General features: G+C 62.8%; 13 protein-coding genes. 7 read left to right on the forward strand and 6 right to left on the reverse strand.

The genetic code is table 11. The features are described from left to right. Nucleotides 1-9: 9 nt before the first annotated feature. Entirely contained in the window at nucleotides 10-1,410 is a 1,401-nt protein-coding gene (locus H7H48_RS13870; RefSeq protein WP_229450085.1) for an MFS transporter, read from the forward strand. Nucleotides 1,411-1,428: 18 nt separating this feature from the next. Here H7H48_RS13870 and purH read toward each other — a convergent pair whose 3' ends face one another. Further along, complete coding sequence (gene purH / locus H7H48_RS13875) at nucleotides 1,429-3,045, reverse strand: bifunctional phosphoribosylaminoimidazolecarboxamide formyltransferase/IMP cyclohydrolase (RefSeq protein WP_229449645.1); 1,617 nt, start codon at nucleotides 3,043-3,045, stop codon at nucleotides 1,429-1,431. Nucleotides 3,046-3,186: 141 nt separating this feature from the next. Here purH and H7H48_RS13880 point away from each other — a divergent pair, with 141 nt between their 5' ends. From H7H48_RS13880 to H7H48_RS13890, 3 genes are all read left to right on the forward strand, one after another. Further along, a complete protein-coding gene (locus tag H7H48_RS13880) occupies nucleotides 3,187-3,612 on the forward strand; it encodes a GNAT family N-acetyltransferase (protein ID WP_229449646.1) in 426 nt (141 codons plus the stop codon). A 215-nt stretch (nucleotides 3,613-3,827) separates the two neighbouring features. After that, nucleotides 3,828-4,280, forward strand: a complete 453-nt coding sequence (locus H7H48_RS13885) for an Lrp/AsnC family transcriptional regulator (protein ID WP_229449647.1) — start codon at nucleotides 3,828-3,830, stop codon at nucleotides 4,278-4,280. 4 nt (nucleotides 4,281-4,284) lie between these two features. After that, nucleotides 4,285-4,908 (forward strand): LysE family transporter, encoded by a 624-nt coding sequence (locus H7H48_RS13890; RefSeq protein WP_229449648.1) that lies wholly within the window; start codon nucleotides 4,285-4,287, stop codon nucleotides 4,906-4,908. Here H7H48_RS13890 and H7H48_RS13895 read toward each other — a convergent pair. Then, the gene (locus tag H7H48_RS13895) at nucleotides 4,899-5,897 is read right to left on the reverse strand and encodes a helix-turn-helix domain-containing protein (protein ID WP_229449649.1); all 999 of its coding nucleotides are present in this window, start codon (nucleotides 5,895-5,897) and stop codon (nucleotides 4,899-4,901) included. The two genes, H7H48_RS13890 and H7H48_RS13895, sit on opposite strands and share 10 nt — an antisense overlap. Nucleotides 5,898-6,302: 405 nt before the next feature. Between H7H48_RS13895 and H7H48_RS13900 the strand changes: the two genes are divergently transcribed. Then, nucleotides 6,303-7,322 (forward strand): alpha/beta fold hydrolase, encoded by a 1,020-nt coding sequence (locus H7H48_RS13900; RefSeq protein WP_229449650.1) that lies wholly within the window; start codon nucleotides 6,303-6,305, stop codon nucleotides 7,320-7,322. Between the two features lie 202 nt (nucleotides 7,323-7,524). On the opposite strand, the gene H7H48_RS13905 is transcribed toward H7H48_RS13900, so the two are convergent. The 3 genes from H7H48_RS13905 to htpX all read right to left on the reverse strand — a co-directional run bounded on the left by H7H48_RS13905 (nucleotide 7,525) and on the right by htpX (nucleotide 11,720). Continuing rightward, a complete protein-coding gene (locus tag H7H48_RS13905; protein WP_229449651.1) occupies nucleotides 7,525-9,246 on the reverse strand; it encodes a heparinase II/III family protein in 1,722 nt (573 codons plus the stop codon). A 105-nt stretch (nucleotides 9,247-9,351) separates the two neighbouring features. Beyond that, the gene (locus H7H48_RS13910) at nucleotides 9,352-10,731 is read right to left on the reverse strand and encodes an RsmB/NOP family class I SAM-dependent RNA methyltransferase (RefSeq protein ID WP_229449652.1); all 1,380 of its coding nucleotides are present in this window, start codon (nucleotides 10,729-10,731) and stop codon (nucleotides 9,352-9,354) included. After that, nucleotides 10,728-11,720, reverse strand: a complete 993-nt coding sequence (htpX, locus tag H7H48_RS13915; protein ID WP_229449653.1) for a zinc metalloprotease HtpX — start codon at nucleotides 11,718-11,720, stop codon at nucleotides 10,728-10,730. The genes H7H48_RS13910 and htpX overlap by 4 nt, the downstream gene beginning before the upstream one ends. A 121-nt stretch (nucleotides 11,721-11,841) precedes the next feature. Between htpX and H7H48_RS13920 the strand changes: the two genes are divergently transcribed. Next, entirely contained in the window at nucleotides 11,842-12,048 is a 207-nt protein-coding gene (locus H7H48_RS13920) for a DUF1674 domain-containing protein (protein WP_229449654.1), read from the forward strand. A gap of 42 nt (nucleotides 12,049-12,090) precedes the next feature. After that, a complete protein-coding gene (locus H7H48_RS13925; protein WP_229449655.1) occupies nucleotides 12,091-12,546 on the forward strand; it encodes a thermonuclease family protein in 456 nt (151 codons plus the stop codon). A 531-nt stretch (nucleotides 12,547-13,077) separates the two neighbouring features. Here H7H48_RS13925 and acs read toward each other — a convergent pair. Further along, nucleotides 13,078-15,033, reverse strand: coding sequence for an acetate--CoA ligase (gene acs, locus H7H48_RS13930; RefSeq protein ID WP_229449656.1), 1,956 nt, complete (start codon nucleotides 15,031-15,033; stop codon nucleotides 13,078-13,080). Between the last annotated feature and the right edge of the window lie 84 nt (nucleotides 15,034-15,117).

Here is a 15,117-nt window from a genome sequence, read left to right on the forward strand (position 1 = left end):
GACGCCGGGATGAACATGCCGCCGGCGGAGCACGGAACTGTGCCCCGCCGTGGCATCTGGGGCTGGATGTTCTTCGACTGGGCGCAACAGCCCTTTCACACGCTCATCATCACCTTTGTCTTCGCGCCCTATTTCGCCTCCGCCGTCGCGCCCGATGCGGCGCGGGGGCAGGAACTCTGGGGGCTCGCCACGGGCATTGGCGGGCTGGCCATTGCGCTTTCCTCGCCGGTTCTGGGGGCGATTGCCGATGCGACGGGGCCACGAAAGCCGTGGATCTTCGTGTTCTCGGTGATCGGGGTTCTGGCCTGCGCTTCGCTTTGGTTTGCTGCGCCGGGGGGCGGGCATGTGGGTCTCGTTCTGCTTGCCGTGGCGCTTGCCGTGTTCGGCATGGAGTTCGCTGCCGTTTTCAACAATGCGATGATGCCCGATCTCGTGCCGCGCGCGGAGCTGGGGCGGCTTTCGGGCTCGGCCTGGGGGCTGGGTTATGTCGGCGGGCTCCTGTCGCTGGTGCTTGTGCTCGGCTTCATGGCGGCACAGCCCGATACGGGCCGCACGCTTCTGGGACTGGAGCCGATCTTCGGGCTCGATGCGGCGGCGCGTGAGGGCGACCGGGCGGCGGGGCCGCTGACAGGCTTATGGTATGCGCTGTTCGTGTTGCCGATGTTCCTCTTCACGCCCGATGCGCCGCGCCGCAAGGCGGCGACGGGGGCGATTCGCGAAGGGCTTGGCCGGTTGGGCGCTACGCTGAAACGTCTGCCGGGCGAGCGCAGCTATTTCAGTTTTTTGCTCTCGTCCATGTTCTACCGCGATGCGCTCAACGCGCTTTATGCCTTTGGCGGCATCTATGCGGCGGGGGTGCTTTCCTGGTCGATCACGCAGATCGGGCTGTTCGGGATTCTGGCCAATGTCACCGGTGCGCTGGGCGCGTGGCTCGGGGGGCGGATGGACAGGCGCTTCGGGCCGAAGCTGGTGGTGAGCGTGTCCATCGTGGTGCTGACCATGTGCGCGCTTCTGGTGATTTCCACCACGCGTGAGGAGCTTCTTTTCATGCCGATCAGCGGGGCTGGAGCAAGCAGCCTGCCCGACATCGCCTTCTTCGTGGCGGGGGCCTTCATCGGCGCTGCGGGCGGTTCGATCCAGGCCGCCTCGCGCACGCTGCTGGTGGATCAGGTATCGCGCGAACGGGTAACGGAGGCCTTCGGGCTCTACGCACTTTCCGGCAAGGCGACGACCTTTATCGGGCCGTTCGCCATCGCCATTGCTACCGGATATTTCGCTTCGGAAGCCTTTGGTTTCTCGGTCGAGGACGCGCAGCGGCTTGGCGTGACGCCGATCCTGGCGCTGTTCCTCATCGGGTTGGTGCTTCTGCCCTTCGTGAAGAGCCGGCATCAGGAGGCGGGCGCCTCCTGATCCTTTGTATAGCCTGCGTCAATGACGGAAGTGGCGCATGCCGGTCATGACCATGGCGATGCCATGCTCGTCGGCGGCGGCGATGACCTCGTCATCGCGCATGGAGCCGCCCGGCTGGATGACGGCGGTGGCGCCGGCTTCCACGGCGGAGAGAAGGCCGTCGGCGAAGGGGAAGAAGGCGTCGGAGGCGACGACCGAACCCTTGGTCAGCGGCTCGGCATTGCCGGCAGCCTGTGCCGCGTCCTCGGCTTTGCGCGCGGCGATGCGGGCGGAATCGACACGGCTCATCTGGCCGGCCCCGACGCCCACAGTGGCGCCATCGCGGACATAGACGATGGCGTTTGATTTCACATGCTTGGCGACGCGGAAGGCGAAGACGAGATCGGCCATTTCCTTCTCGCTCGGCGCGCGTTTGGTCACGACCTTGAGGTCGAGATCGTCGACAACGCCATTGTCGCGTGACTGGACCAGCAGGCCGCCGGCAACGGTCTTGACGGCAAGGCCGGGTGCGCGCGGGTCGGCAAGCCCGCCGGTGACGAGCAGGCGCAGGTTCTTCTTGGCGGCGACGATGGCGCGGGCCTCTTCGGTCGCGTCGGGCGCGATGATGACCTCGGTGAATATCTTGACGATCTCGGTGGCCGCTTCCGCGTCGAGCGGGCGGTTGAGCGCCACGATGCCGCCGAAGGCGGAGACGGGGTCGCAGGCGAGCGCCTTCTCATAGGCTTCGCGCAGCGTTGCGCCTTCGGCCACGCCACACGGATTGGCGTGCTTGATGATGGCGACGGCGGCGGAGCGCTCCGGCGAGAACTCGGAGACAAGCTCGAAGGCGGCGTCCGTGTCGTTGATGTTGTTGTAGGAAAGCTGTTTGCCCTGAAGCTGGGTCGCGGTGGCGACGCCGGGGCGGCTATCACCGGTGACGTAGAAGCCTGCCTTCTGGTGCGGGTTCTCGCCGTAACGCATCACTTCCTTGAGCCTGCCGCCGACGGCGCGGAAATCCGGCGCCTCGACCTCGAGCGTTTCAGCGAACCAGCCGGAGATGGCCGCGTCATAGGCTGCGGTGCGGGCGAAGGCCTTGGCGGCGAGTTCCTGACGCAGGCGGTAGGGCAGGGCGCCATCATTTTCGGCGAGCGCCTCGAGAATGCGGGCGTAGTCGGCAGGTTCGGTTACGACGGCCACATAGGCGTGGTTCTTGGCTGCCGCGCGCAGCATGGCCGGGCCGCCAATGTCGATGTTCTCGACCGTGGTTGCATAATCGCCACCGCCGAAACGCACCTCTTCGAACGGGTAGAGATTGATGACCAGAAGGTCGATGGGCGCGATGTCGTGCTCTTTCATCGCGCCGGCATGGTCGGCATCGTCGCGAATGCCGAGCAGGCCGCCATGGACGCCGGGATGCAGCGTCTTCACGCGCCCGTCCATGATCTCGGGGAAGCCGGTCAGCTCCGAAACGTCGCGCACGGGGATACCCTCGCCGGAGAGCGTCTTGGAGGTGCCGCCGGTGGAGACGATCTCTACATTGCGGCCCGAAAGCGCGCGGGCGAAATCGACGATGCCGCTCTTGTCGGAGACCGACAGAAGCGCACGGCGGACGGGAACAAGATCGGGTGCGGGAATATTCTTGGCGGCAACGGACATACGAGGCGGCTCCGGCTTCGGGGAAGAATGTGGGGGACGTACCGGCAGGCGGAGCTCAAATCAAGCTTGGCGGCAGGCGATTGGCTATTTTGGCTCATTATCGGGTTGCATCGGCTGTGCAAAAGAGCATTGGTGCTCGGCATGAGCGAAAAACCTGAGATCCTCTATGCCAGTGAGCCAGACCTTGAGGCCCGCGCGTTCGGACAGGTGCTGCAGGAGTCAGGGCTTGGCGCGATCCGACCCATTGACGATGAAGCGCGACTTCAGCGCATGATCGCGGGTGCCGGGCTCATCGTGACTGCGCGGCGAAACATAAATGAAAAGCCGCTCGTGGGCGTCGCCCGTTGCGTCACAGACTTTTCGTGGTGTGCCTATCTCTCCGATCTTGCCGTGTCTTCAAAAGCGCAGGGGCTGGGAATTGGCCTCGGTATGATCAATGAGACGCGGCGACTGCTTGGGCCGGAGGTTGCCCTGATCCTAGCATCTGTGCCTGAGGCTGCGGGCTTCTATGAACGCATCGGCATGGAACGGATCGATGATGCATTCTGGTTTCGCCGCGATCGTTGAAGAGGCACCAGTCAGACCGAAGGGTGTATGCGGCACGCAATAAGGTCAGGAAGCGGCCTACTCGACAATGGCGGACGCCTATGGCAATCAATGTCTGGCTTTCGGCGGGCGATATAAAAATTTTGCGGCAATACTAGCATTTTTCCGCATATTTTATTGACTATTCACCATGCTTCTGCAAATTATCCTGAAATTGGATTTGCGGAAGAATTGCCATGGATCAGATCGACCATAAAATCGTGACCCTGTTGGCGGAGGATGCCCGCCGCTCTCTGGCTGATATTGGTGGTGTGGTGGGGCTGTCAGCTTCGGCGGTCAATGAGCGTATTCGCCGGCTTTCGGCCAGCGGTGTTATCCGGCGTTTCACGGTGGATGCCGATCCGGCGGCGCTGGGCTGTCCGGTGCTTGTTTTCATCTGGGTATCACTGGTTCAGAACGTCAATGAAGAGGCGTTTCGCGTTTTTGCGGCTGCCCACAAGGCGGTAGAGGAATGCCACCATGTGACTGGCCCGTGGTCCTATCTCATCAAGGCGCGCGTGCCGTCGCTTTCCGATGTGGAAAGCGTTCTCGAAGACATGAAGAAGCATGGTTTTCTGGCCCGCAGCGAGTCTGTCGTGGCCCTGTCGACGGTGGAGCCGGGATCTTTCGCGCCGGTTGAAAAGGGCTGACAAAGTGGATGCGCTGCTGTTCGGCAAGAGCCTGTTGCTTGGGCTGGCTGTCGCGGCGCCGCTTGGGCCCATCGGGGCATTGTGTGTGAACAGAACGCTTGAGCATGGCCTGTGGGCCGGCATTGCCGGCGGTCTGGGCACGGCCCTTGCAGATGCTCTCTATGCGACGCTGGCGGCGGTCGGATTTGCGGCGTTTGCGGCAGCGCTAGCGATGGTCGATGTGCCGCTCAAGCTTGCCGGAGGCCTGTTTCTGGCATGGCTCGGCTGGAAAAGTTTTTCAGCACTACCGCCGCGGGCCGCTGCCAGGGCCCGGGCAAGCGATCTCTTCGGAACCGCCGTTGCCACCTTTTTCCTGACAATCACCAATCCGATGACCATTCTCGCCTTTGCGGCGATGTTTGCCGGTCTCGGGCTGGCGGATTCTCCACGCTCTAGCGATGCGGTGGCCGTGGTGACGGGCGTTTTTCTCGGCTCGCTTCTGTGGTGGTTTATCCTGAGTGGCGGCGTGGCGCTGGCGCGCGCGCGGCTGCCTGAAAGTCTGTCGCTTTGGGTATCGCGCATATCGGGAACGATCCTGTTTGCCTTTGCCGCTCTTGCGATCGGTTCGGCGTTACACGGCTATTCGTGAGCGGCGATCTTGGCGTTCCATTCGCGCGGCGTTGTTCCGGTGATGCGTCGGAACTCGCGGTTGAAATTGGATTTGGTGTTGAAACCGCTTGAGAGCATGGCTTCGGTGACATTGGCGCCATCTTCCAGTGCGCGGCAGGCGTGATGAATGCGATGCCGGTTGATGTAGCGAGAGACGTTTTCGCCACTGACCAGATTGATGGCGGAGGAGAGTTGTTTGACCGGTACGTGCAATCGTCGGGCGAGCCGCGCGAGCGTTAGGGACGGATCAAGATAAGGCCTGTCGGTCTGAAGGAGCGCATCGAGCCGCTGGACGAGATGGGCATCTTCCTCGCTGGGGTGGGGACTCTGTGGGGGAGACTCCGCCTCTGTCTCACCCATGGCATTGGGTGAAATGCTGAGCAATCCGATGGCAAGCAGTGCGGCCGACGAAAAGACGCTGACAATGACTGGCGGCAGCCCGGTCTGGCCGGTCATGATGGCGAGCGCAATGAGTGCGTCGCTGAGCGCCGACAGGATGAGGGCGAGGCCGATGCCACCCCAGATTCGGGCTGGAAGGCGTCCGGCCTCAAGCCGTGCCAGAGGCAGATCATCGTCGCTACGGTGCAGCTTCAACAGAATGGCCAGCCCATAGAGAACGAAGATGGCCGGGACCACCGTATCGAGCGTACCCGGCGCGAAGACGACGCAGAAAGCTGCAAAGGCAGGTGCTGCCAGGTGCGCGAGATCGCGGGGCAATAAGAATGGGCGGAACGAGGCCGTCTGGAAAGCGAGCCATGACAGCGGCGGCACGAATGTGGCCGTGATGGGCTGAAGGGGCAGAAATGCGCCGATGCCATAATATTGGCGCAGCGAAACGATGAGGCTTTGCAGCGCGCAGGCGGCAAGCAGCGCCATCAGAAACGGTGGGCGCTCGCTGGAGAAGGCGATCCGGATCAGTAGCCCTGCGAGCACGAGGGCGACGATCATTGGAATGGGCAGAGCCAGCATGGGTGGAGCCTGCGCGTTGCTGCAAAGGCTCGCCTTGTGACATTGCAGCGGGCCGGTGGCAATGTTTGCCGAAGCCCTGGTGCGTCTAGCGGGGTGAACGCCAGATCAAGCCTTATGCATCGGCGCAGGGAGCAGAGTATCCCAAGATGTCGGCGCAGTGCGTGGTTCGACAGGCTCACCATGAGGAGCGTGGGCTCCGGTAGAAGCCTTTCGGTGATCAGCCAGACCACTCCCTTATGGTGAAGCTGTCGTAGCGTGCAGCGGGCCTTGGTTGGGAAGCTGTTGGGTTCCGCATATCGCGGCGTCCGGTTCGATGTGGACGGCCTGGTTCGAAAACCGGTTTCAGGTCGCGGGCAGAAGACGGATTGAGCAGTTTGGCGTCATCCAGATGAAAGGATGACGGATATGAAAAAACTGCTTTCTGCTTTTCTCATCGGCATGGGGCTGACGGGCGCAGCCATGGCTGGTCCCTATGCCGGATATGACCGGTTGACGGTGAAGGCGGATCACCGCCCATCGGTTCTGGCGGCCTCGGTATGGTATCCGGCCGGCACGCCGACCTATCGCGGGCTGGTGGGCGACAATGCCGTTTTTCAAGGCACTTCGGCCTATGTCGGTGCCGCGGTGGCGGAGGGGCGGTTTCCGCTCTTCGTGCTCTCGCATGGCTCTGGCGGCAATATGGATGCCATCTCCTGGCTTTCCTCGGCGCTGGCGATGCGCGGGGCAATGGTGCTGGCGGTCAATCATCCCGGCAGCACGTCGGGCGATTCTTCTCCGCGCCGTTCACTGCGGCTCGATGAGCGGGCGGCCGATCTCAGCGCTGCACTCGACGCGCTGCTCAATGAGCCTGTGTTTGCCGATCACGTGGATCGTTCGCGCATTGCCTCGCTTGGCTTTTCGCTTGGCGGAGCCACGGCGCTGAACCTTGCCGGATTGCGCTTCGACCGGGGAGCTTATGCGGACTATTGCGCGACAATGGGTGAGGATGGTCAGGACTGTGTGTTCTTCGCCAAGGGAGGTGTTGACTTCGCGGCGCTTCCGGAGGGGTTCGCCACCGATATGCGCGATGAGCGGATTCTGCAGGCCATCGCCATCGACCCCGGCATGACGTATGCGGCGACGCCTGAGAGTGTTGGCAGAATGAAGATGCCGGTGTTGCTCATCAATCTCGGCCGGACGCATTTGTTCAAGGCGGCTGATGTGGGGCCGGACGGAAGCAACCTCGCTGCAAGATTGCCCTCGGCGCTGCTGAAGACGATTGCACCGGCGCATCACTTCACCTTCCTTGCGGAGTGCAAGCCGGAAGGGGCAGCGATGCTTGCCGCGGAAAAGGACGACCCGGTATGCGACGATCCCGAAGGGGCCGATCGGGCGGCTGTTCACAAGGCGATTGTCGAGGAGATCGCGGCGTTTGCCGGGCTTTGATCTGGCCTGATCATGTGGGGTTTTTGAGCAGGCTTTGCTGCATTGACGTGGTGCGTGGTTCGACAAGCTCACCATGAGGGGCGGGGATGCAGCTTCAAGGGTGTTGCGGACTGGGTCGAAGATCCGTGGGGCGGGTTTGCCAGCCCCCACCACCCTCATGGTGAGCTTGTCGAACCACGCACCACGCCCAATCTGGGCCGATCTAGCCGTTGCCGTTTATGGCATGCGTCCTGCGGAGCCGCCAACGGATTTCCGGATGTTCGGAAGCCGTCGTGTAGAGCACGATCTGGCGGCTCCTGCGGGGGCCGCCAAGGCCGGCGAAGAAGATCGATTCTTCAACCACCGGAACAATGCCTTCAACGGTGAAGAGCCAGGTGTCGGTGGCCTCACCGGCGAGAATGTGGCGTCCTTCCGGATCCCGGAAAACGTCAATATCAGGGTGGATATGAAAACGAACGGCCACCGCATCATTGCCGATTGCCGTCGAAGCAGAACCATCGGGCCTGACCACGCGATCCACGCCTTCGAGCAGGGCCCCTTCCTCCGACAAGGAGAGGGCGCGTTCATGGATGAGCCCGAAGCGTGAGACATAGCCATTGTGACTGGCAGTGAAGCGCTGGATACCGGCCCCGTCGTCGCGCCGGCACTCGACCCTGCGTGGTCCGCCGATCAGCGGAGTGCCGATCAGATCGCTCCATTTCGGTGAAAGGCTGAAGCGTGCCTGTGATGTGTCGTTGATTGTGATTGTGGAGTGCGCGGCCGTGGTGCGCGCCAGGGGGCGGTAGCTGTCGTCGCCGTAATTGTCGATGCCGCTGTTGACCACGAACTGATGGCGGCCGGACGACATTTCAAACGACAGGCAGCCCGCATGGGCGAAATGGGAAAGATCGGCAGGTGGCGGTGCCGCCGTGTCGGCGATGATGGTGGTGGCACCCAGCGCCAGACGCTCATAGCCTGAATGCGGCGCATGTAGAAGCGGTGCGCCCCCGGTATCATCGTAGCGCAGGATGGCGGCGACACTGTCGTGCTGGGTGATGCCCATGCCGTTGAAACGGGCGATGGAACCATCGCGGTGACGGAAGAAGCGCAACGCCGGAAGCATGCGCTCGACGGCATCAATGAGGGCCTGCGGGGGTTGCTCGGCCTGGTTCGTATAGGTCTGCCGGAGCGGCAGAAGGTCGGTGAGGAGTTCCATGATCGCCCGCGGATTGCGGGAGACATGGCCGCCATCGGCTAGGATCTGTCGCTCGAGCTCCTGTGCGAGATTGCGGCTGGCGGCCTTCACCGCCGTGGCGGGTGCGGGCAGCGAAAGGGCGCAGAATGCCAGCGCTATGCGCGCGCGCAGGCGATCTTCTCCATCAGGCATTTCACGGGCGTTGGTGCGCAGATAGCGCATCTGCACGGCGAGCATTTTCAGGAACTGGCGGTAAAACGGAAGCTCGGCGCCCTGCAACACGACGGAAGAATGCTGAAGCCAGGCGATGACGCGCCGGGATGTGGTGCCGGGCTCCCATGGCAACCCCGAAATGCGCTTGCCGTGAAGGGCCATCCATTCTTCCACCAGCGCGCGCGCATTGGCCGAGGCCAGATCGCTCTGGGCGGCCCGCATGTGGCGCAGCCAGCGGAAACCGTGCAACGCGTCCTGCCAGGCAAGGTCAGTGACCGGTACACGGAAGGGAGACTGGCCGCGTGTTTCAACAAGCTGGCCGGCGAGGAGAAACTGGCCGTGATAGATATCGCGTGCGACCTGGGGATCTGCGATGCGCAGGTCCGGCGGCGCGATGAGAACGCGTTCCGGGGTGCGGCCGGAATAGCGCCAGCGATAGGACGGGCCCGCGCGCAGACGCCGCCGCAGGCGCGCCCATGCTTGCCGCGCAACAAGGCCCCACAGCTCGTGGGGGGAGTGTCCCCGTGCTTGATCCACCGACCGACTTTTCTTTCCGTGACCCCAAATCAGCTGAGAGTCTAGTTGATTCAAGGATTTGTGCGAAGTTGAAATATATCAGCACACACAGATGGCAGGGCCAGCTCAGGGCTGGCGTATCACACGGGCGGCGAAGAAGCCGTCGAGACCCCGGGCGAGAGGCGTTTCGCCGAAACCATCGGCAGGCGTGGTTCGCAAAAAACCTTCCGGTGTGATGAAGGTGCTGATGCCAGGCGTTTCGTCGGGTTTTATCGGATCGAGCGAGACCTCTGATGTGTCTGCAAGAAACGCGTCGAGCATCGCCTCGCCTTCGGCGGGGTCGAGCGAGCAGTTGGAAAAGACGATCCGCCCGCCAGGCTTGACCAGCGTCACCGCATGGTCGAGCAGCGCGCGCTGGAGGGCGGCGAGCTTCTCGATGTCTTCGGGCGTCTTTGTCCACGGCACATCCGGATGCCGCCGCACCGTGCCGGTGGAGGAGCAGGGGGCATCGATGAGGACGGCATCGAACGGGGTTTCGGGCTTGAATTTGCGGATGTCGGATTCGACGATCTGCGCTTCGAGGCGGAGGCGCTTGAGATTTTCAGCTAGCCGCTTGAGCCGGCTTTTGGACAGATCGACAGCGGTGACATCTGCGCCCGCATGAATGAGCTGCGCCGTCTTCCCGCCGGGCGCGGCGCAAAGATCGGCCACACGTGCGCCGGCGATGTCGCCGAGCAGTTTTGCGGGCAGGCTGGCGGCGGCATCCTGCACCCACCATGCGCCTTCCTCAAAGCCTGGCAGGGTGTCGACGCCGGCCTCGAGCTTTGCGATGCGGACGGTGCCCGTGGGAAGGACGATGCCGCCAAGCGCCTCGGCCCAGCGCTGCGGGTCTTGCCTGACAGTGAAGTCCACCGGCGGTTCCAGCCGGTGCATGGCGAGGATGGCGGCGGTCTTTTCCGCGCCATAGGCCGCTTCCAGCCGCGCGGCAAACCAATCGGGTGCTTCACGCGTCTGGGCAAGGGCGGCAGGGAGCGCGCGCGCCTTCACGCGAATGAGGTTGCGCAAAACGCCGTTGACGAGGCCTGAGAACCGGGCAAGACGCGGGTCGCTTTTTGCCTGGGTGACGGCGAGATCTACGGCGGCGCTGTCGGGCACGTCGAGAAACAGGATCTGCGCCGCGGCCACGTGCAATGCGTGCGAGAGCGCACGGGCATTGGTGGGCAACGGACGCTCCAGACGGCGGGAAAGCAGTGCCTCGATTGTGCTGCGGTGGCGGAGCGCGCTCATCAGGATGGCGCGGACGAGCGAGCGGTCCCGCGCATCGAGCGCGCGGAAACTGGGCTGGCCGTTGGCGGGGTCGGTTAGACCGTCGAGCGAGGCGTGGGCATCCACCACGGCGGCGAGCAGTTTCGTGGCCACGCGGCGGGTTTCAAGGCCGGGCTTGTCGAAGGTCTCAGGCGTGGGGCGGTTTTTGCCGGTGGCGCGGCGCGCAGTGGGGCGGCTCACGACCAGGGGCCTTTGCGCCCTTTGGCGTCACGGCCCCAGCGGGGGTCGGATTTGGGCTGGGGTTGGGGCCGGGGTTCGGGCGCTTCGGTCCGGGTGCCCCACGGGCCCTGATGCTCTTCGCGGGCCTGCGGCTCAGGCGTCGCGCGCATTTCGCCCGCCATCGCCTGAAGCGCGGCAATGCGATTGTCAGTGTCGGGGTGGGTGGAGAACAGATTGTCCATGCGCTCGCCCGAGAGCGGATTGATGATGAACATATGCGCGGTGGCGGGATTGCGCTCGGCATTCTGATTGACCACCTGCTTTGCACGCCTTGCGATCTTGTCGAGCGCGGAGGCAAGCCACAGCGGGTTGCCGCAGATCTCCGCCCCGCGCCGGTCTGCCGAATATTCGCGGGTGCGGCTGATGGCCATCTGCACCAGCATCGCAGCGAAGGGCGCAACGATCATCGCCACGAGAATGCCGATGAAGCCGAGCGGGTTGTTGTTGTCGCGGTTGCCGCCGAAGAACAGGGCAAAATTGCCGAGCATGGAGATTGCGCCGGCCAGCGTCGCGGTGATGGTCATGGTGAGCGTGTCGCGGTTCTGCACATGAGCAAGCTCATGGGCCATGACGCCTGCCACCTCCTCGTAGCTCAGGCGTTCGAGCAGACCTGTGGTGGCGGCCACGGCTGCGTTCTGCGGGTTGCGCCCGGTGGCGAACGCGTTGGGCTGAGCGTTCTGGATGAGATAGACGCGCGGCATGGGAAGGCCGGCGCGTGCGGCCAGATCGCGCACGATGCCGAAATATTCGGGCGCATTGCGCTCGTCCACCTCGACGGCGTTGTGCATCCTGAGCACCATCTTGTCGGCATTCCAATAGCTGAACAGGTTCATGCCCGCTGCGATCAGGAAGGCGATCATCATGCCGCCGGTGCCCCCAATCAGATAGCCCACGCCCATGAACAGCGCCGTCATCAGGGCCAGAAGCATTGCCGTGCGTATCATGTTCATCGTCGTCTCAAGCTCCGCAATGGAATGCGCCAGCGATTTTCCATGGCGCGACCAATCGCTTATATGATGGGGAACCCGGTTCGTGTATTCAATATTTCCCCGTTTTCGAGAGGAATTTGCCGTGACAGACGAGACGGACAGACAGGCAGAGCAGCCGAAGAAGGCACTGACGCCTGCGGCAAGGCGCGCACTGGCGGAAGCCGAGGAACGGCGCAAGGCCTATGAGGCCGAGGCTGCGAAGGCTCCAAAGGAGCTGGGCGGACGCGGCGGACAGGACCCGGCGCGCTATGGCGACTGGGAAGTGAAGGGCATCGCCACCGACTTCTGATTTCAGGTTGCGCGTTTCAGTTTAGAGGAATATATTCCTCTTATGCGCCCCCTCATCTCCAGACCTCTGTTTTCACTGTTGCTTGCCTGTGCGCTGAGCGCGCAACCGGCAGCCTTTGCCGCACGCAGAGACATGATTTCAGGTCCGGTGGAAGCCCGTGTTCTGCGTGTGATCGACGGCGATACTTTTGTGGCCGAAGCCCATGTCTGGCCCGGCCAGCGCATTACGGTGGGGGTGCGCATTCGCGGCGTCGATGCGCCCGAAATGCGAAGCCGCTGCGCTGCCGAGAAGGCTGCGGCGCGCGAGGCACGCATAGCGCTCGAGCGCTTGCTCGCCGAAGGGTCTGTCTGGATAAGCGACATCAGCGGCGGCAAGTATTACGGGCGGGTGCTTGCCGACGTGGCGACGGAACCGGGCGGAGACGTTGCATCGCGTCTGCTGGACGCCCGGCTTGTGGCGGCCTATGGCGGCGGACGGCGGGTTTCGTTCGTGTGTTGATGGTGGCGTGATTTTCTGATGCGTCGGCGCTCGCCCCTCATCCTCACCTTCTCCCCGTGCACGGGGAGAAGGGGGCTTCGAAGTCAGCACCTTCCCATTGGATAGCCCTGTGTCACCCGGGTGCACAAAGAACGTGATGCAACGTTGGGATGACCGAAAGCCGGATTTCCGCTTTTGGGTCCGATGCTCGAGAAGGTCCCGGCAGGGGGATGAGGGACCAGCGCCTTCTTTTCAAACACGGAACCCTGCCTCAAAACAAAAGGCCGTCCCCGAAGGAACGGCCCCGTGTTTTCGATTTCTCACGCGGTCATGGCTGGGCTGCAAAGGCAGTCCATCCGCGCTTCATGCGCTTCAGCGGGAAGACTGCTCCCCGCGAAGGCAATCCATCGAGACCACGTTTGAACGGAAATCACTCGACATTGGATCACCTCCTTTCGGTTCGTTGACGACACACCCAATGTGGAGGCGTTCGTCCGGTTCTGCAAGGGGGGACATAGAAACGCCGCGCGAGCTGCGCGACGCTCAGGATTGTCAGCCCTTCTTGTTCTGGCGGTTTTCCACCAGATCATCGACCACGGCGGGATCGGCGAGTGTGGACGTGTCACCAAGCGCGCCGTAATCGTCTTCGGCGATCTTGCGCAGGATGCGCCGCATGATCTTGCCCGAGCGTGTCTTCGGCAGGCCGGGCGCGAACTGGATCTTGTCCGGTGAAGCGATTGGCCCGATCTCGCTGCGCACATGGGCGACAAGCTCCTTCTTGAGCTCTTCGGAACCTTCTTCGCCGGCCATGAGGGTCACATAGCAGTAGATGCCCTGGCCCTTCACATCGTGCGGGTAGCCGACAACGGCGGCTTCCGAAACCTTGTCATGGCTGACCAGCGCGGATTCGACCTCCGCCGTGCCCATGCGGTGGCCTGACACGTTGATGACATCGTCAACGCGCCCGGTGATCCAGTAATAGCCATCCTCGTCGCGGCGGCAGCCATCGCCGGTGAAATATTTGCCCTTGTAGGTGGAGAAGTAGGTCTGGACGAAGCGCTCATGGTCGCCATAGACGGAACGCATCTGGCCCGGCCAGGAATCGGTGATGCACAGATTGCCGCTGGTTGCACCTTCCAGCACCTGCCCCTCGCCATCCACGAGCTGCGGCTGAACGCCGAAGAACGGGCGCGTTGCGGACCCCGCCTTGAGATCCGTGGCACCGGGAAGCGGTGTGATGAGGATGCCGCCCGTTTCCGTCTGCCACCAGGTGTCGACGATGGGAGATTTCTTGTCGCCGACGACGTTGTAATACCACTCCCAGGCTTCCGGATTGATCGGCTCGCCGACCGAACCCAGAATACGTAAGGATTTGCGCGAGGCGCGGGTGACGAACTCGTCGCCGGCGCCCATCAGGGCGCGGATCGCGGTGGGGGCAGTGTAGAAAATGTTGACATTGTGCTTGTCGACCACCTGCCAGAAGCGGGAGGCGTCGGGATAGTTGGGCACGCCCTCGAACATCAGGGTGATGGCGCCATTGGCGAGTGGCCCGTAAACGATGTAGCTGTGGCCGGTGACCCAGCCCACATCGGCGGTGCACCAGTAAACGTCGCCTTCATGGTAGTCGAACACATATTCATGCGTCATCGAGGCGTAGACGAGATAGCCGCCTGTCGTGTGCAACACGCCCTTGGGCTTGCCGGTGGAGCCGGAGGTGTAGAGGATGAAAAGCGGGTCTTCCGCCTTCATCTTTTCCGGTTTGCAGTCCGGCTTCGCCTTGGCGGTTTCCTCGTGATACCAGAGGTCGCGGCCCTCGGACCAATCGATCTTTCCGGCGGTGCGCTGGACGACGAGAACATGACGCACTTTCGCGCCTGCCTTTTCAGCAAGCGCCACGGCCTTGTCGGTGTTTTCCTTGAGCGGGATCTTCTTGCCACCGCGCACGCCTTCATCCGCGGTGATGACGAAATCGGACTGGCAGTCCTCGATGCGGCCGGCGAGCGAATCGGGCGAGAACCCGCCGAACACGACCGAATGCACCGCGCCGATGCGCGCGCAGGCGAGCATTGCATAGGTCGCCTCCGGGATCATCGGCATGTAAATGGTGACGCGGTCACCCTTCTTGACGCCGCGGGCCTTCAACACATTGGCGAGCCGGCAGACATGCTCGTAAAGCTCGTTATAGGTGATCTTCTTGTCGTCGTAGGGATTGTCGCCTTCCCAGATGATGGCGGTCTGGTTGCCGCGCTTCTTCAGATGGCGATCGATGCAGTTGTAGGCGACATTGGTGACGCCATCCTCGAACCACTTGATGGAGACCTTGCCCTTGAACGAGGTGTTCTTCACCTTGGTGTAGGGCTTGAACCAGTCGATGCGCTTGCCGTGCTTCTTCCAGAACTTCTCCGGATCCTTGACGCTGTCCTTGTACCATTTGAGATACGTCTCATTGTCGATGAGCGCGTTTTTCTTCCACGCGGATTTGACGCGGTGAACATGCACTTCGGACATTTTTCCTCCTCCGGATATGCGCTTGCCGGGCTCTGATCTGCGTTCTCCAACACAGCTCCTGCTGGCTCGCGCGCATTATTACCA

The organism is Nitratireductor sp. B36 (assembly GCF_020833685.1).
Lineage (GTDB): Bacteria > Pseudomonadota > Alphaproteobacteria > Rhizobiales > Rhizobiaceae > Nitratireductor.

Bases quoted from the DNA above. Each gene is read 5' to 3' on its own strand.
- H7H48_RS13870 (WP_229450085.1), top strand. From the start codon at position 10: ATGAACATGCCGCCGGCGGAGCACGGAACTGTGCCCCGCCGTGGCATC.
- purH (WP_229449645.1), bottom strand. From the start codon at position 3,045: ATGTCCGTTGCCGCCAAGAATATTCCCGCACCCGATCTTGTTCCCGTC.
- H7H48_RS13880 (WP_229449646.1), top strand. From the start codon at position 3,187: ATGAGCGAAAAACCTGAGATCCTCTATGCCAGTGAGCCAGACCTTGAG.
- H7H48_RS13885 (WP_229449647.1), top strand. From the start codon at position 3,828: ATGGATCAGATCGACCATAAAATCGTGACCCTGTTGGCGGAGGATGCC.
- H7H48_RS13895 (WP_229449649.1), bottom strand. From the start codon at position 5,897: ATGCTGGCTCTGCCCATTCCAATGATCGTCGCCCTCGTGCTCGCAGGG.
- H7H48_RS13900 (WP_229449650.1), top strand. From the start codon at position 6,303: ATGAAAAAACTGCTTTCTGCTTTTCTCATCGGCATGGGGCTGACGGGC.
- htpX (WP_229449653.1), bottom strand. From the start codon at position 11,720: ATGAACATGATACGCACGGCAATGCTTCTGGCCCTGATGACGGCGCTG.
- H7H48_RS13925 (WP_229449655.1), top strand. From the start codon at position 12,091: ATGCGCCCCCTCATCTCCAGACCTCTGTTTTCACTGTTGCTTGCCTGT.
- acs (WP_229449656.1), bottom strand. From the start codon at position 15,033: ATGTCCGAAGTGCATGTTCACCGCGTCAAATCCGCGTGGAAGAAAAAC.